This is a genomic window from Pedobacter sp. CG_S7, assembly GCF_040544395.1.
GTDB lineage: Bacteria > Bacteroidota > Bacteroidia > Sphingobacteriales > Sphingobacteriaceae > Pedobacter.
The window spans coordinates 348,152-365,714 of the sequence record NZ_JBEONS010000001.1 but is presented as its reverse complement, the minus strand read 5'-3'; the positions used below and the strand labels follow the sequence as shown (position 1 = coordinate 365,714).

The following is a 17,563-nucleotide window of genomic DNA, read 5'->3' as shown; positions in this document are numbered from 1 at the left end:
AAGATGAAGAAATATTTCTCGCTTGTGCTCTTTGCACATTCCATTTTTGCCCTACCTTTTGCTTTAATTGGATTTTTTCTTGGCGTTATCACTACCGATTCCCCTTTTCAATGGTATTTATTGGTTTTGGTATTGTTGTGCATGGTTTTTGCACGCAATGCTGCTATGGCATTTAACCGTTATCTCGACAGGCATATTGATGCCAAAAATCCACGCACTAATATGCGCGATATTCCTGCGGGAAAAGTTTCTGCCAACGAAGCTTTAATTTTTGTCATCCTTAACTGCCTTTTATTTATCATTACAACAGCCTTTATCAATACGCTTTGCCTTTACTTATCACCCATCGCATTGTTTATTGTTTTATTTTATAGTTACACCAAACGTTTTACAGCTTTATGCCATATGGTATTGGGCTTGGGGCTTTCGTTAGCTCCCATTGGAGCCTATATTGCCGTAACCGGTCACTTTAACATTGTGCCCGTCCTTTATTCTTTTGCCGTATTATTCTGGGTTAGTGGTTTCGACATTATTTATGCCCTACAGGATGAAGATTTTGATAGAGAAGAAAAGCTGCATTCTATACCTGCAACACTTGGTATCAATAACGCCCTTAAATTATCTGTAGTCCTGCATATTTTTTCTGCCCTTTGCGTCATTATCCCTGTATTTTATATTCCATTTACATGGGTTTATTATATTGGCATTGCATTCTTTTGCTTTGCCTTAATTTACCAGCACCTTCTGGTAAAACCCAATGACATCAGTAAGGTCAATAAGGCTTTTGCTACCACCAATGGTTATGCTTCTGTGATTTTTGCTCTATGTTTTTTAGTAGATGCCTTTATCAGAACTAATTTTTATATTTAAAACTTATGATCGATCTAACCATACCAAAAAGGAAAAGGAATTACATTCCACAAGATTTGGAAATGAAATGGGATAATTTAGCCCCGCTGCTAAATGAATTGTTAACAAGACAAATAGATGATGTTGCAGGCCTTGAGACGTGGCTTAAAAATAAAAGTGAGCTGGAAGAAGCATTGGAAGAAGATTTTGCATGGCGCTATATTAAAATGACCTGCAATACAGCAAACGAAGCTTTAGTTAAAGAATTCCAATACTTTGCCACTGAAATAGAGCCTAAAATAGCCCCTTTTACCAACCAGCTTAATCAAAAACTGGTGTCCAGTGACTATATCGACCAACTCGATGCAGACAAATACTTCGTATACCTGCGCGGTGTAAGAAAGGCACTGGAGATTTACAGGGAAGAAAACATAGCCCTATTTACTAAATTACAGGTTGCACAACAGCGCTATCAATCCATTACCGGAGCAATGAGCGTGGTGATAAACGAGCAGGAATATACACTTGAACAAGCCGCTAATTTTTTAAAAGACACGAACCGTTCGATACGCGAAAATGCCTGGGAAACTATTCAGCAACGCCGCATGGTAAACAAAGACGAATTAAACATTTTGTTTGATGAGTTGATCGTTATGCGAAACCAGGTGGGTGTAAATGCTGGTTTTGAAAATTACCGCGATTACATGTTCCAGGCATTAGGAAGGTTTGACTACACTCCACAGGATTGTTATGATTTCCACCAGGCTATTGAAGAGGAAATTGTGCCGATATTAAAAGAACAGGCAGATAAACGTGCTGAATTATTAGGCTTAAAAGTATTGAAACCCTGGGATCAGGAAGTGAGCACTAGTGGCAAGCCAGCATTAAAACCTTTCCAAAACGGACAAGAACTGATAGATAAAAGCATTACCTGTTTCAATGCTATAGATCCAAAACTTGGACAAATGCTTTCAGTAATGAAAGAGAACAATTTGTTTGATGTAGAAAGTCGTAAGGGCAAGGCACCGGGTGGCTATAACTACCCTTTAGCAGAAACCGGCGCTCCATTTATTTTTATGAATTCGGCAAACTCTTTAAGAGATTTGACCACTATGATACACGAGGGAGGCCATGCTGTACATACTTTCCTGAATGCCAATTTAGAATTGAATGATTTTAAACATTGCCCTTCAGAAGTAGCTGAACTGGCATCGATGAGTATGGAGCTAATGTCAATGGATCATTGGTCTGTCTATTTTGATAAGGAGGAAGATTTAATCAGGGCTAAGAAAGAACAATTAATAGATGTATTGAAAACCTTGCCCTGGGTTGCGGTAATAGATAAGTTTCAACATTGGATATATACCAATATTGGTCATAATGCTGCCGATCGGGAAGAAGCTTTTAAACAAATATATACCACTTTTGGTGGCGGTTTTTCAAATTGGGAAGATCAGGAAGCTATTTTTGGCAATACCTGGCAAAAACAGCTACACCTTTTTGAAGTGCCATTTTACTATATTGAATATGCCATTGCCCAACTGGGTGCCATAGCGATCTGGAAAAATTACAAAGAAAATCCAGAAAAAGCACTTCAGCAATATCTAAATGCATTAGCCCTGGGTTACACCAAGCCAATGGATGTGATTTACGAAACTGCAGGCATTAAATTCGATTTTAGTGTGGATTACGTGAAGGAGCTTGCCTCTTTTGTGAAAAATGAATTGGACAAATTAGGTTAATTTCAATCCTATTTTTTATGTTTGATAAACGCTTAACTGAATAACCACTAATTTATGCTTGAAAAGCTTTTAAGAAAGAAGTCCATATCCAAAATAATGGCGGATGCAGAAAAGGGATATGGAGATCATGAACCATCCCTCAGTAAAACGTTGGGTGTTCGAGATTTAACCGCCTTTGGAATTGCGGCCATTATAGGTGCTGGAATATTTAGCACCATTGGTAAAGCAAGTGCTGATGGTGGTCCAGCAGTTATCTTTCTTTTTATATTTACCGCACTGGCTTGTAGTTTTGCTGCTTTTGCTTATGCAGAGTTTGCCTCTATGGTACCGGTTTCCGGCAGTGCTTACACCTATTCTTATGTCGCCTTTGGCGAATTAGTAGCCTGGATTATTGGCTGGTCGTTAATCATGGAATATGCCATAGGTAACATCACTGTGGCCATTTCGTGGTCTGACTATTTTACCGGGCTCCTCACATCCATCCGTATTCCGGCTTTAAATATCAGCAATGGTATTCATCTACCCGATTGGATGACAATGGATTACCTTAGTGCGTTTAACGGACATAAACATGCAGAAGCCTTATTAAATGCAGGAAAAAGTTTTAGTAATTTAGATGATGCTACCCGTATGGCAAATAATGCATGGATAACTGCACCAAAAATCGGCAACTTCCATTTGGTAGCTGATTTACCTGCGCTATTCATCATCATTTTCATTACCTGGCTGGTTTACAGGGGGATGAAAGAATCAAGAAATGCAAGTAATGCGATGGTAATAGTTAAACTTGCGGTCATTTTATTAGTCTTATCGGTGGGTATATTTTACGTAGATACCGAGAATTGGAATCCTTTTGCCCCAAATGGCGTGAGTGGTGTTTTGAAAGGTGTGTCCGCAGTATTCTTTGCTTACATTGGTTTTGATGCCATTTCCACCACTGCAGAGGAATGTAAAAACCCTCAAAGAGATTTACCCAGGGCAATGATGTGGGCCATTATTATTTGTACAGTTTTATATGTAGCTATCGCACTGGTATTAACAGGAATGGTTAATTACAGTTTATTGGCCGTAGGCGATCCATTAGCATTTGTATTTGACCAGGTTAACCTGAAAGCAATAAGTGGCATTATTGCAGTGAGTGCTGTATTTGCCATGGCCAGCGTGCTATTGGTATTCCAGATGGGTCAACCCCGCATCTGGATGAGTATGAGCAGAGATGGTTTATTGCCAAAATCATTTTCAAAGATACACCCTAAATATAAAACCCCTTCTTTTGCAACAATCGTAGTGGGTTTTGTGGTTGCTGTGCCTTCTTTATTTATGAACCTTACCATCGTTACCGATTTATGTTCTATTGGTACACTGTTTGCCTTTGTGCTGGTTTGTACTGGGGTACTGGTATTACAAGATAAACCTGATATTAAAAGAGGGAAGTTTAAAATCCCTTATGCCAACGCCAAGTATATTATTCCAGTATTTTTTGCTGCGATACTTGTTGTGGCATTTACCAAATACAAAACAGAAAGTAACAATTTTCTTTACAATACAGATAAGGTTTACAACCCCACCAGTTTTGTAACTTCTTTAGATGCCCTGGAATTAAAATCAGTTCAAAATCAAATTATTGAAAGGCAAAGCCGCATTAATATTATTGAAAGAAATCCTGATGCAGAAGCATTTTTAAATAATATAGATGCTAAAGCTTATCAAAAGTTTATCGATGAATCAACGGTAAGCCCACAGAAAAAATACAATAGTGGCTGGAGTTTATTTATGCATAAAATACCGATGTGGATCTTCTTGATCCTTTGCGTGGTCATCTGTTATTATTCTATCGTTAAAAACCTTAGTCTGATTCCTGTTTTAGGCTTATTGAGTTGCCTTTACATGATGTGCGAACTGGGTATATCGAATTGGATTGGCTTTGGCATCTGGTTGTTAATAGGCTTGGTGGTTTACTTCATGTACGGTTATAAACACAGTAAGTTAAATGCGATAAGTTAAACCTGAAACACTGATTTTTCATTAAGAACAAATAGAAAAATCTATTTATACTAAAAAAAGGTTGGTCAAAATATATTTGACCAACCTTTTTTTAGGAAATTTCCTTTTGTGAAGGAAATTTTATTAACTTTCAGTCCAATCTACATAAGTATCTTTCCAGCTTTTTGAATTTGCAGAATCAATAACAGCTTCACAAACCTTTTGTGTTTCTAATGCATCCTTAAAACTCGGTGAAAAAGATTCACCTGTTTCGATGCTTTTAAGAAAATCAGCAATTTGATGAACAAAGCTGTGTTCATAGCCAATACTTAAACCAGGAACCCACCATTTATTCATATATGGTTGATCACCGTCTGTAACATGAATAGTGCGCCAACCTCTAACTTTTGAATCATCTGCATGGTCAAAGAATTCAAGTCGGTTCAAATCTTGCAAATCCCAGCGTATAGATCCTTTTTCACCATTTATTTCAAATGTATACATCGCTTTATGCCCACGAGCATAACGAGTTGATTCAAATAAACCCAACGACCCATTATCAAAATGACAATGAAAAATACAAGCATCATCAATTCCTACTTGTTGCATTTTACCTGTCAATTGATGAACCCTTTGTTTAACAAACGTCTCAGTAACAGCAGACACATCATTAATGGCACCATTTAGCCACATTGCCGTATCAATGCAATGTGCTAATAAATCACCCGTCACTCCAGAACCAGCAACAGCTGCATCCATACGCCAGTCAGTACCACCCTGTTGTATGTCCGCATTAATCGTCCAGTCTTGTAAAAAATTTGCCCGATAATGAAAGATCCTTCCAAGCTTTCCTGAATCGATAATATTTTTAGCTAAAGTAACTGCGGGTAGGCGACGATAATTATACCAAACCATATTTTTGACACCGCTTTTTTCTATTGCATCTACCATCTGCTGTGCTTCCTCTAAACTGCGGGCAAGTGGCTTCTCACAAAGAACCATTTTTCCTGCTGCCGCAGCAGCAATTGCAATTTCTGCATGCATATCATTTGGCGTACAGATGTCAATTGCGTCGATATCATCACGAGCAATTACTTTTTTCCAATCTGTTTCAATAGATTCATATCCCCATTGCTCCGCAAATGCCTTTACTTTTTTTTCACTCCTTGAGCAAACGGTCTTCAATACAGGAAGATATCCTAATTCTGGAAAAAAATTCCTAATGCGATTATACCCATTTGAATGAGTTCTACCCATAAAACCACATCCTATTAATCCTATTCTTAATTCTTTTTTTGCCATAGTTACGTTAATTTGCAATTAGCAATTTCTATTCTCTCCATCCATGTTTTTCCCGAACCTTAATCATCGTCGCTAAAATATCATTCCAAGTCTGTTGCTTCAGCATTACTTCATTGGGGAACATACAACCATCCCAACAAATATGTTTAAATGCTTTCGTTAACTGATTATTTTCATCTCTAAGCCAATAACCTGCATCATTTACAATATCCAATTTTCCATTTGGATCCAATGCCAAACAATGACGACCGGTTTTATCATGCGACCCTGATCCAAAAACAGTACCATCATTCTGCGCAACATGAAAATCTATTGTCCACGGTCGAAGCACATTCGTGAGCGTAATTAATCCTTCTTTCAATGTTTCGCGATCACTCCATTCAAAATCTTTAGGTAATATTCTATCTTCAGGGCTATTAAAACCTAGTAAGTACAATAAAGTATGCGCCATATCAGCCTGAAAACCTACATTCGGTCTATCAATAGCCTCTAATGTATCAACCATGGCTCTCCAACTATGCATTCCGCCCCAACAAATCTCCCCTTCTGCAGCGAGACTTTCATCATATTCAGCGGCGGCATCACATGCTTCCCGAAAAGTCTGAGCAATCAATTTCGAATTATTTATTGGGTCTAACGCCCAAGCATCGAGATTACTAGCCGAATCAATCCTAATGACAGCATTTGAACGAATACCAAGTGCCCGTAATTTTTGACCAAATTTAGCTGCTTTGCGAACCGTGTCAACAAACAAAGTCCTTTCTGCCTTATTGCCCATCGCAGGTCCACCCCAAATTGGGGCTACCAACGTTCCAATTTCTAGATTTAAAGCAGATACCTTGTCAACGAGTTTCTTAACACCATCATCGCTCATATCCAGATCTATATGTGGATCGAAAAGACCAATATCAATACCATCAAATTTTATTCCATCAACTTCAGCAGCAGCAGTTTTTTCCAGCATGGTGTCGAAAGAAATAACTTGATCTGAACCTGTTCCCTTTCCCACAATACCTGGCCAAGTAGCGTTGTGGAGTTTTGGGTAATTATTCTCATTCATATTCATATAATTATCTTTTATAAGCTAGCTCTATAATACTAAATCCGGATTTCCGGGTCCAAAATGCTTAAGCATTACAATGGGGTCATTAGCTGATAAATTCACAATCTTAACTCCTTCGGATGCAGCTTTCTCACTGATAAAAAATTCATCATTTGTCAATTGTCCATAACGGATCAACGCTGGCGTTTCAATATCCCAAACACCCATTTTTCCATGTCCTTGCATCATAATCATACCATAAGCTCCGCTATCTTTAATTGTAACTGAAGCTCCCGGCAAAACGGTTAGTTCTTTTGCACTAAAAGCATCAGATTTATAACAAATCCAGTTTTCAATATATCCTTCTGCTTTCATTTCTTCAATAGGTTTAACAGGTTTAGGAGCCATGAAACGATTTTGCATCATATTGGGATCAAGATTTAGATCCCAATCTATTACATCAAGTAAGGCATCAAAATCACCTTTACTCTCTTCTGGAGTTCCATTCCATAATAATGCTTCAGGTATAATTGCTTCATTGACTAATGATTGGTACATCGCAAAAACATCCGAAGCCTTTTGCGGTTCATAGGTACACATACTTCCAGGCGCATGAAGTAACCCAGGGGGCACATCCCAACCTGTTCCAGGATCCAGTTGGTAGGCTTGAGAGTAGCTTGTTATTTTATTATCACCTTTAGTGAAATTAACAAGACATTCCCGAATTTCTTCTTTTGTAGTGCCCGGTGAAATTCCCATAAAAGTATAAGGAAAATCTCCTCCATGATTATTTAATTGAGGAGGGAAATAATAAGCTTCTGGCTTACCCATTTGCCCAATCAATGCCGCCTTTTCATCGTTATGATGAATATGGTGAGGCAGTTGGCCCATATTATCAAAGAACTTTGAATACATTGGCCAACTTTTATGTTCATCCCATAAACGATCGCCAATTAACTCACCTTTAAGCTCCTCTACTGCATCTTTTAATAAAACCTGTTCTTCTTCTGTACCATTATTAAATACAATTGCACTTAGTCCTTCATTTTCTCCAGTTAAAGGCCCGTTTTTGGCAGGCGTTGTTGAAGCAAACCACCTTTCGTCAATTCCACCGCGTTCACCACCTAATACATAATAATCGTCTGGATGAAGTTTAATTCTTCTACCGGGTACGCAAAAAGACCTTGGAACCCATGTTGGTGTCAAACGTAAAATGCCCTTTCCCTGTTCAAGGGCTTTAGCAGCAATGCCTTTTTTCTCCATAATATAATGTTTAGTAATTATTGTTCTTTAAAAAATCTTGAATTTTTTCTTCATTTTTTAATACTTCGATCTCCAAATCATAGGTCCTTCTTTCTCCAGGTGCTAGGAATAAAAGTTCCTTTTTATTCCTAGCACTTGCTTGGCCAATGGGTGTATTTGTACCAGGCTCAAGTCCTGTTACATATTCTCCCTTGCCCCAGTGTTGCCAATTAGTTAACCAGGGTAATTGCTTTTTTGGAAACTTTAAGGTTACTGCTATTCCAAGATTAGCATTATATAAACCGCATACACATTGACCTGAAGAATCAGCATCTACATCAATAAAAGCGGCTTCTTCACCTCCTCCGCTATGATCAGCTAAGGGTTTAGGACATTTACGAAAATCATTTCCCTCTTTGAAAATTTTATTTTTCACTCCAGTTTCACGTGATTTCCATTTCCCTTTCCAAATAATTTCTGTTCCTTCATCAACTAGTGGCCAACCAAAATTAAAATGATAAAGCAGCATGTGAGGAGCAGGGGTATTTCCAAGATTAACCACTTCATCCTGTATCCTAATAACTGCCTTCCCTAGAGCTCCCGAAATGGTACGTTTCAATTCAAATTGTTGCCCCAATGGCTGGCTTTGTCTCATTCTTCCAACAATGCTCATATCCAACTTACCCGCTGAAAGATCTGGCTGAATAATAGATTCTATCTCGGCAGGAATGTTACTTATTGGTCCATGAAGTCCACGAGTACCATATTCGTCTGATTCAGGTCCTCCTATATGATCCAAACCACAAGTAACAAACAATCCGCCACCAAAATTTTTCAACCAATCAGTTCCTTGATTGGAGAATGGTTGAGGTCCCATAACACCTAAATGACTCAACCATGCCAAACTATGCTGATTATAAAATGCATCAGCAATATCCATTGCCCGGTCGAGGACAATTTTATACCTTAAACCTGTTCCTGTATTAATCCAAGCAATCCGAGTCCCCTTTCCAGCCCCATTGTCAAGAATAGAAGTTTCAATTCCTCCTACCTGGGCTGAATTTGATAAGTGAGTATTCCATTTTTGATCTTCCAAAATAATGTCCTCCTTTATAGCTGATCAATTAATTAAATTCGCTTTATACGAAAATTTCGATATTCCACTTTCATTGGAGGCCCAACATGTATTTGCATGCCTAACAATCCGCTGAGTTTAACATTAACAGAATCATTATCAGTCACATCAGCCATTAAAATACCATTAACATAATGCTGCAAACGGTTTCCCTTAACAATTAAATGGCATTCATTCCAATCTTCCGCTTTGATAGTTGTCTTTAACGAATCCGAATTCCCAAGAGACCCTTCAATTGTCCTTGATGACCAGGCATTATTCTCAACTTTCCCTTTACTGGAAGTTGGAATGGATACTTTTTCTCCTCTATAGGCAAGTGTGGTCCTTTTTCGCTCTTCATAATTTTGTCCCGTATAGTTGTTATTACCATCAATATCAGCTTGATAACCCTTTAATGCAAAAGGCACATTCTCTACTACCTCACTCCTATAGTTAATTCCACTGTTTCCTTGCGCAGTAATTCTGTATTCTGTTATCAATTCAAAATCTCCTAATTCGCCACCATTCCAGGTAAGAAATGTATTATTCTTCAAAACAGGTGTAGAGAGGGTTGTTTCCCCTACAACAATACCGTCTTCCATTCTCCAATAAGTGGCATCACCTTCCCAACCATTCAAGGTTTTCCCATCAAAAAGATCCGTAAAATCTTCTTTAACAGCTACTACAGCTTGCTCTTTTTCTTGACCAGAGAAACTACAACTAGAAATAATAAAATAGAGCAGGAAAACTAATGTGCCAAATGGCTTGAAAGAGTTTTTCATAATATCATTGGTTTAAAAAAATTTAATTTTTTAGCGAGGTAATGAAGCAACCTTCATTTCAATGTTGAACTGAAGGTTGCTACCATACCACATCTGTTGTTCTTTATTTAGAAGCAGAATTGTTCTTTTGACCGCCAGACATTAAATAGGCTATCAAATCCTTTAATTCACTTTCATTTAATTGATTAATAGTGCCTGGTGGCATCAAAGAAACCTTTGCTAACCTCACCTCAGAAACGTCCTTTTTAAGGATTTTTTTAATGGTTTGCGGTGCATAAGGATTTTGAGAGATAAAGTATGTATTTTCATCTTCATTTGTTAATCTCCCTAGTGTTGAAGTACCATCCTTGTAATAGAAAACTTTTGATGCGTATTGATCAGAGATTACATCATTAGGGTTTAGAATAGATTCCAGCATGTCTTTCGCAGAAAATCTAGTGCCCAATTGAGTCAAATCAGGACCAATTGTTCCACCTTCTCCTTTAAAACTATGACAAGTACCACAACGAATTGATGAAAACAACATCTTTCCTTGTTTTAGATCCCGATCTCCAGTATTCTTTTCAACAATAGGTAGAGCATCTTCCATCGTCCAACCGCGTCCAGGTCCTTTTGGTCCTTCTTCAGATTGTGCTAATGAAGTTCCCGACTTACTTAACAAAGAATCACCTGATATGGTATTGTAATGTGCAAATTCTGATTTAGGAACATTCTCGAGGGCTAACTTTCTAGCCCGATCTACAAAGCCTATGTAACTATTGCCACCTTTAAAACCGAAAGCATCGTAGAACCATTTAAAATACTTCTCACTTTTTTCTGGAGTCCATCCATTTTTAGCCTTACTTAAAACAGTTGCTAAATAGATCTGTTGCGCAGGGGGTGTTTTCGCTAACATATTTGCGATGTCTAAACCATACTGAGGATTTCTAAGAATTAAATCAGACGACTTAGTAACTGTTTCTTGATACGTTGAATCATCTTTCGCCTCAAATAATATCGAAAGTGTTTTTCCAACTACCTGAGGATCGCCCAAATGAACCAGGATTTTACTTAATTCTCTATTGAGCGAATTGATGGAAGTTGGATAAACTTTATCCAAATAATTTATTACTAGATTTTTGTCTTGCTCGTTCGGCATTCCCATTCTTGAAATTACCAATTCAAATGCTCGTAAAAGATCTATTTTCCTTTCCAAAGAAATCCGTTCGATATTTATTGTCATCAGCTTTTTAAGCATGTTTGACTTCAGGTTGGGATGTCCCATCCTTGCCAGGGCGATATGAGATTGAGTTATCGCGTGAATGTTTCTTTCCTTCCAAGCTAATTTAATCCAAGAATTAATAGGTTGATGTTCAAGTGCAATACGTGCTGCATACCTTATATGCCTATCATCATGTTTTAAATACGGCCATATAAATTTAATCGCGTCTACATCAGATGGCTTATGGTATTGTTCAAGTTGTTTTCTTATTTTTTGTTCAGGTGTTTCATTACCTAACTTTTCATTTTTTCTCTCTTCTTTTATCTCATCTTGTTTCTTGTAATATACACGATAAAGATCTGAGTCTAATTTTCTACCACCCGTAAGAAAATACAATGCGCCATCAGGACCAATTTTTCCATCCGTTAAGGGTAATGGAGCTCCAGAAATGAACTCTTCCGCTGTTGCATTATAGGTCGCACCGTTAGGTTCTAACTTTATAGCATAAATAATTCCAAAGCTCCAATCGAATGCAAATAAACCTTTTCTATATTTTTCAGGGAAGTTTGCTTTACCTGCATAGATTAAATTTGTTGGCGAACCCTGTCCGATATTAATCATTGCAGGTAAATTATCAGGATAAGATGGAGACCATTTACTATTTCCAGTACGCCATCCAAATTCACTTCCACTCGTTACATGCATTAACCTTGTTGGTCGGTACCATGGCATTCCAAAGTCCCATTCCATGTCTGAATCATAAGCAAACATTTCTCCTTCATCATTAAAAGTTAAATCAAAAGGATTCCGAAAACCAGCACCTATTAACTCCCAATGCTTTCCTACCGAATCAGTTTTAGCTATCCATCCACCTGGAGCCATCCGATCGTTAGCATGCCCTTGAGGATCTTTAATTAATTGAAATAAATTATCTTCTTTCCAATTAGAAGGCAAACGATAACTATCCATTTTTGGAACATCGGTATGATTTCCAGCAATAATATAAATTGATTTGCCATCAGGGCCCAAAACTACACTATGTGGGCCGTGTTCTCCTTCTCCTTCTAATGAAATTAATTTTGTTATTTTATCAAATTCATCATCGCCATTGGTATCTTGAAGCCGATAAAGTCCACTTCCTTTTTTTAAGTTTTCATCACCTTTATGGTTCACCATCACATAAAGACTATTAAATGCCCATAGCAGTCCTTGTGCATAGCCCATCTCAACTTTTGTTTTAGAAGTATCATTCGCTGAAATATCTACTTTGGGAAAAGTAAGTTTCTCAATTTTTAGCAGACTTGAGTCTGCTCCAATTGGCGGCAATTTCAATCGATACAACGCTCCATATTGATCTGAGGCAATCATTCTTCCTTTTTCATCAAAAGTCATTGAAACCCACGAACCGTTTTTATTGTCAGCTGGACTGTAAAGGTGTTCAATCACAAAATCAGGCGATACCGTGAACTTTTCCACTTTAGGATCTAAAGGCACCTTTTTTTCTGGTTCCTTGTTACACGACCCCATTATTAAAATTGATAATAGGGCTGTTAAAATGGCAATTTGCTTAAGATAGACTTGCATAATAAGAGTTAAATTCAATATATATAATTAAGTTTCGGAAAAATACAACAAACTATCCTTACCAACCTGGATTTTGTGCAAAACCGTTCAGGCGTATCTCTCTTTCAGGTATTGGAAATAGCAGTTTATAAGGTTGCACATTATAAGAAGCGCTACTCAAACGAGTTAGTCTTAGCTTTTCTTCTGTACCATGTTGGTTCATAATCTCTGCTGCCTTACCTGTTCGAAGTAATTGAAACCAACGATGATTTTCAAAAGCCAATTCAACTCTTTCTTCTTTAAGTACAGCATCTCTAAAAGCAGTCTGACTTAAACCAGATAAAGGTGCTAAATTTGCACGTTGTCTAACGGGGTTAATATACTTATATTGATCTCCACTTCCCAATTCATTAGTAGCTTCTGCTAACATTAACAACACATGAGAATAACGATAAACAGGCCAATTCTCGTTTGCCCTACCATCTTCTGTAAATGGTGTATGGTAATATTTTTTAATAAATGGAATCTTACCACCAAAAGCTTTCGATTCTTCAAAATTTACGTTGGAAGGATCGCTAAACATTTGTATTGACTCTTCTTTACGAAGATCACCAACTTCATATGCATTAACCAGACTTGGGGTTGGAATATTACTTCCTCCAAGATTACCAGTATAACCAGTTAATTGCTTCTTTCCGTTTCGAGGACCGAACATAAAGATAAAGTTACTGGCTTCTGATTGGATTCCAGCGTCGAACTGAATAGAGAATATTGATTCTGAGTTGTTCTTTGTAGCAGGATTAAAATTATCGCCATACTTTGGAACTAAAGTATAATTCATTGCAACAACTTGCTGTAAATTAGCAATCGCCGAAGTATAATCCTTTAGAGTTAAGTATACTTCTCCTAATAAAGTAAGTGCTGCACCTTTGGTTGCTCTTCCTCTTGCATTACTTTCATAAGTTGCCGGAAGTTTTGCGACTGCATCTTTAGCATCAAGAATAATTTGAGCATATACTTCCGGAACACTTGCACGAACTTTAGTAAAAGCTCCTTCTGGATCCGAAACTTCCTTAACAAGGAGTGGAACAGCGCCAAAAAGACGTACTAAATAAAAATACTGCAATGCGCGAAGAAATTTGGCTTCTCCTATATATCTTGCTTTAAGTTCTGCACTTACAAATGCCACAGGTTCAATCCGATCTATAATTACATTTGTTTGCTGAATATTTCTATAAAGCAGTTGCCAGGAAGTGTTTACATAATTATTAGTTGAGCTAATCAAAAACTCATCAATCTCCTCTCTTTGTTGCGCACCGCGGTCAGTTTCATCAAATTGATAATTAGTATTGTCTGAACTCATTTCTGTTAATGCCCAGAAAGAGTCTCCGGTATAAATTTCTTGAAGCGAACCATAAGCACCATTTACAGCTCTTAGAATTTGCCCCTCATTTTCGTAATAATTAGCATCGCTGGAAAAAGAATAAGGTTCTACGTCCAATAATTTAGTGCATGACGTTAAACCGACAACTAAAAATGCTATTATATAAATTCTATTTTTCATCTTTATTTTGATTTAAATGCTTTAAAAAGTAAAATTGGTTCCAATTGAAAATATACGTGGCACAGGGTAGTTAGAATAATCATTCCCTGGAACTAATGCCCCAGAATCAGATCTATTGTAATTCGTTCCTTCTGGGTTTCCAGGGTATTTGGTAATTAAAAATGCATTCTGAATAGTTCCGTATAATCTTATACTTTCAATAAACTTACCCTTTCCTAATCCATTAGGTAAATTATATCCAAAAGTTATATTTTTCACCCAGGCATAATCAGTCTTTTCTACTGAATAAGAATGCGTATCTCTAAACATTACCCGACCTCTACCGGTGCCGTTTGTTGTAGGCACTCTACCGTTTCCAGGTTGTTCTGGTGATCTCCACCGATCAGCAATTTCTTTTCTTACGTTAAATACACCATCAATATTTCCGGTATAGTAGTTTGTAGCCCGGAGCATTTCTCCTCCCATTGCACCAACAACCAACACCCTAAGATCGAAATTTTTATAATTTAAGGTATTAGTGATCCCCCAGGTAAAATCAGGATATGGATTACCGATCACATCAAAATCTTTAAAGGGTGTTATTTCACCATCCCCATTAACATCTCTAAATCGCATATTTCCAGGAATTGCACCCGGGAAAGATGCATATTTATCCAGGTCTGCCTGATTCTGATAAATACCTTCAACTACATATCCATAAAGCATTCCAACAGGTTGTCCAATTCGGGTTATATTTGTTGGGTTTCCTTCACTACTTGCACCAGAATATATAGGATCTGTGCTTCTGCCAAGTGCAATTACTTTGTTCCTATTAATAGAAAAATTAAAGTTTGTGCTCCAACCAAAGTTTTTGGATACGATGTTCTGAGAATTGATTCCTAGCTCAAAACCTCTGTTCTGAACATCTCCTCGATTTTCGGTTACACTACCAAAACCAGATGACTGAGGAATCTCCACATTTAACAATAAATCTTGTGTATTTCTATTATAAAAATCTGCATTAATCTTTAAACGATTATTAAAGACAATCAAATCAACGCCTATGTTTAATTCACGCATTTTTTCCCAACCTAAGTTTGGATTGCCTAAAGTATTCATCACACGGCCACTTGCCAGCGTACCATTAAACACATAGTCTCTGGTACCGATATTACTCATATAGGAATAATTACCAATATTAAAATTACCAGTAAAACCATAAGATGTTCTTAATTTCAGCTCGTTAATCCATTTAGACTCTTTTAGGAAATTTTCTTCAGATAATCTCCATCCTAAGGCTAAGGAAGGAAATGTACCCCAGCGATTGTTTGAACCAAAGCGAGAAGAACCATCCGTTCTAACAGTAGCAGTCACTAAGTATTTACTTAAATAAGAATAATTAGCTCTTGCAAGATAGGAAACTAGCCCCCAGTCACTTTTATCTATGGAGCCCACCGTAATTCTAGCTGCTGCATTCAACGTTTCAATATCATCATCAGGAAACTGGGATCCATTAAATCCGATTTGATTAACATTTTGGGATTGCACAGTAAAACCTAACAAACCTGAAAAGGAATGACCGTTATCTGTAGTGATATCATAATTTAAAGTATTCTCATTTAACCAATTCAAATACTTTGCTCTTCCATACCTTCCACTTGGAACGGAAAGACCAGGAGAATTCTGATTAGGTATAGTAGAAGGTCTGAAATATTCAGAATCTCTATCCTCAAAATCAACATTAAAAGTTGACTTAAATTTTAAGTTATCTATTATCTCATATTCTCCAAAAACATTCGTCAATATTCTTGTTCTCGTATTTTTATCTACTCTTTCATTCAAAAACATTACAGGATTGGGATTTCCAAAAGTTCCCGGTGATACGATATAGGAATTGTAACTTCCATCCTCGTTATAAACAGCAGGAATAGGACTAGTGATATCAAAAAACTCATCTCTACCTTGTCCTCTTACGCCGCCTTTAGTAAATGACATGGTAGGCGCTATATTAATTCCAACTTTTAATCGATCTGTAATAGTCGCATTTACATTTGTACGTAGTGAAAATCGCTCGAAGCCTGTATTAAGCATCACTCCATCTTGATTAAAGTACCCCAGCGAAGTATAAGTCTTAATCTTATCATTTCCTCCGGTAATACTTAAATTAATATCAGATATAGGCGCAACTTTTGTTACCTCATCAAACCAGTTGGTACCTTCACCTATCAATGCTGGATTTCTATAAATTTCGGGAATTTCAGTTAGAGAAGGTTCCCGCCCTTCTTCAAATCTTATTTTATCCATTAAGGCTTCCTGTCTGAACTGGGCGAATTCTTGTCCATTCATTAAATCTGGTCTCCCCTTTTGAGGCACCTCTTGTAACCCTGTGTTCGCAGACAGCTGTATTTGAAGTTTTCCACTTTTACCGCTTTTAGTAGTAATGATCACTACTCCGTTAGCTCCTCTAGATCCATAAATTGCAGTAGCAGATGCATCTTTTAATATGGTCATTGATTCAATATCTTGTGGATTAATAGCACTCATTGGGTTAGATTGCTGACTCGAAGAAGAAGGAACTGGAAAGCCATCTATTACATATAGCGGTTCACTTCCTGCACCAACAGCACCAATTCCCCTTATTTGGATTTTCGGACCACCACCAGGAATACCATTAGAAGTACTAACATTTACACCCGCCACTTGCCCGGAAAGTGCTTGATCAGGACTTGAGATGACCTGCCCGCGTACATTTGACATGGCTATTGAAGCTACCGAACCTGTAACATCCTTCCGCAGCTGACTTCCATAACCAATAACAAACACTTCTTCCAATCCTTCAGACTCAGAAACTAGCAATGCATTGATTTTTGGGCTATCTCCTACAACTACTTCTTGAACTTTAAACCCAATACTTCGAAAAACAAGGGTCACCCCTTTTTCAACGTCCAAAGAATAAGCTCCAGATTCATTGGTTACAGTGCCCAACTTGGAGTTTTTGACCATAACAGAAACTCCATTAAGAGGTCCGGATTCATCAGAAACAATACCTGAAATTTTAATTGGCTTTTGCGCAAACGCAGAAAGACCTAATAGAAGACCGAGAAGTAACATGCACAGCCTTTTGAGAAAAAAAGAATAGAATTGCATCATTTTATATTTGGTTTTATATAAAAAAGGTTTAACATCACAAACATTACCCA

At 37.4% G+C, this 17,563-nt stretch carries 11 protein-coding genes; 3 read left to right on the top strand and 8 right to left on the bottom strand.

Translation table 11 applies throughout. The features are described from left to right. Positions 1–3: 3 nt before the first annotated feature. From AAKU52_RS01645 to AAKU52_RS01635, 3 genes are read left to right on the top strand one after another with little or no spacing between them, the layout of a single operon-like run. Positions 4–870 (top strand): UbiA-like polyprenyltransferase, encoded by an 867-nt coding sequence (locus AAKU52_RS01645; protein ID WP_354329518.1) that lies wholly within the window; start codon positions 4–6, stop codon positions 868–870. Between the two features lie 5 nt (positions 871–875). Beyond that, positions 876–2,591, top strand: a complete 1,716-nt coding sequence (locus AAKU52_RS01640; RefSeq protein WP_354329516.1) for a M3 family oligoendopeptidase — start codon at positions 876–878, stop codon at positions 2,589–2,591. 54 nt (positions 2,592–2,645) lie between these two features. Further along, on the top strand, positions 2,646–4,595 hold the full coding sequence (locus AAKU52_RS01635) for an amino acid permease (RefSeq protein WP_354329514.1): 1,950 nt from the start codon (positions 2,646–2,648) through the stop codon (positions 4,593–4,595). Positions 4,596–4,718: 123 nt separating this feature from the next. On the opposite strand, the gene AAKU52_RS01630 is transcribed toward AAKU52_RS01635, so the two are convergent. The 8 genes from AAKU52_RS01630 to AAKU52_RS01595 all read right to left on the bottom strand — a co-directional run bounded on the left by AAKU52_RS01630 (position 4,719) and on the right by AAKU52_RS01595 (position 17,474). Beyond that, positions 4,719–5,876, bottom strand: a complete 1,158-nt coding sequence (locus tag AAKU52_RS01630) for a Gfo/Idh/MocA family protein (RefSeq protein WP_354329512.1) — start codon at positions 5,874–5,876, stop codon at positions 4,719–4,721. A gap of 28 nt (positions 5,877–5,904) precedes the next feature. Then, complete coding sequence (locus AAKU52_RS01625; protein WP_354329510.1) at positions 5,905–6,942, bottom strand: sugar phosphate isomerase/epimerase family protein; 1,038 nt, start codon at positions 6,940–6,942, stop codon at positions 5,905–5,907. A gap of 24 nt (positions 6,943–6,966) precedes the next feature. Beyond that, positions 6,967–8,181, bottom strand: a complete 1,215-nt coding sequence (locus AAKU52_RS01620) for a hypothetical protein (RefSeq protein ID WP_354329507.1) — start codon at positions 8,179–8,181, stop codon at positions 6,967–6,969. A gap of 10 nt (positions 8,182–8,191) precedes the next feature. Beyond that, positions 8,192–9,256 carry an aldose 1-epimerase family protein gene (locus AAKU52_RS01615; protein ID WP_354329505.1) on the bottom strand — a complete coding sequence of 355 codons (1,065 nt, stop codon included), beginning with the start codon at positions 9,254–9,256 and terminating at the stop codon, positions 8,192–8,194. Between the two features lie 32 nt (positions 9,257–9,288). Then, positions 9,289–10,056 (bottom strand): 3-keto-disaccharide hydrolase, encoded by a 768-nt coding sequence (locus AAKU52_RS01610; protein WP_354329503.1) that lies wholly within the window; start codon positions 10,054–10,056, stop codon positions 9,289–9,291. Between the two features lie 103 nt (positions 10,057–10,159). After that, complete coding sequence (locus AAKU52_RS01605; RefSeq protein ID WP_354329501.1) at positions 10,160–12,841, bottom strand: c-type cytochrome; 2,682 nt, start codon at positions 12,839–12,841, stop codon at positions 10,160–10,162. A gap of 58 nt (positions 12,842–12,899) precedes the next feature. Continuing rightward, the gene (locus AAKU52_RS01600; protein ID WP_354329499.1) at positions 12,900–14,384 is read right to left on the bottom strand and encodes a RagB/SusD family nutrient uptake outer membrane protein; all 1,485 of its coding nucleotides are present in this window, start codon (positions 14,382–14,384) and stop codon (positions 12,900–12,902) included. Positions 14,385–14,405: 21 nt separating this feature from the next. Then, on the bottom strand, positions 14,406–17,474 hold the full coding sequence (locus AAKU52_RS01595) for a SusC/RagA family TonB-linked outer membrane protein (RefSeq protein WP_354329497.1): 3,069 nt from the start codon (positions 17,472–17,474) through the stop codon (positions 14,406–14,408). Positions 17,475–17,563 lie beyond the last annotated feature (89 nt).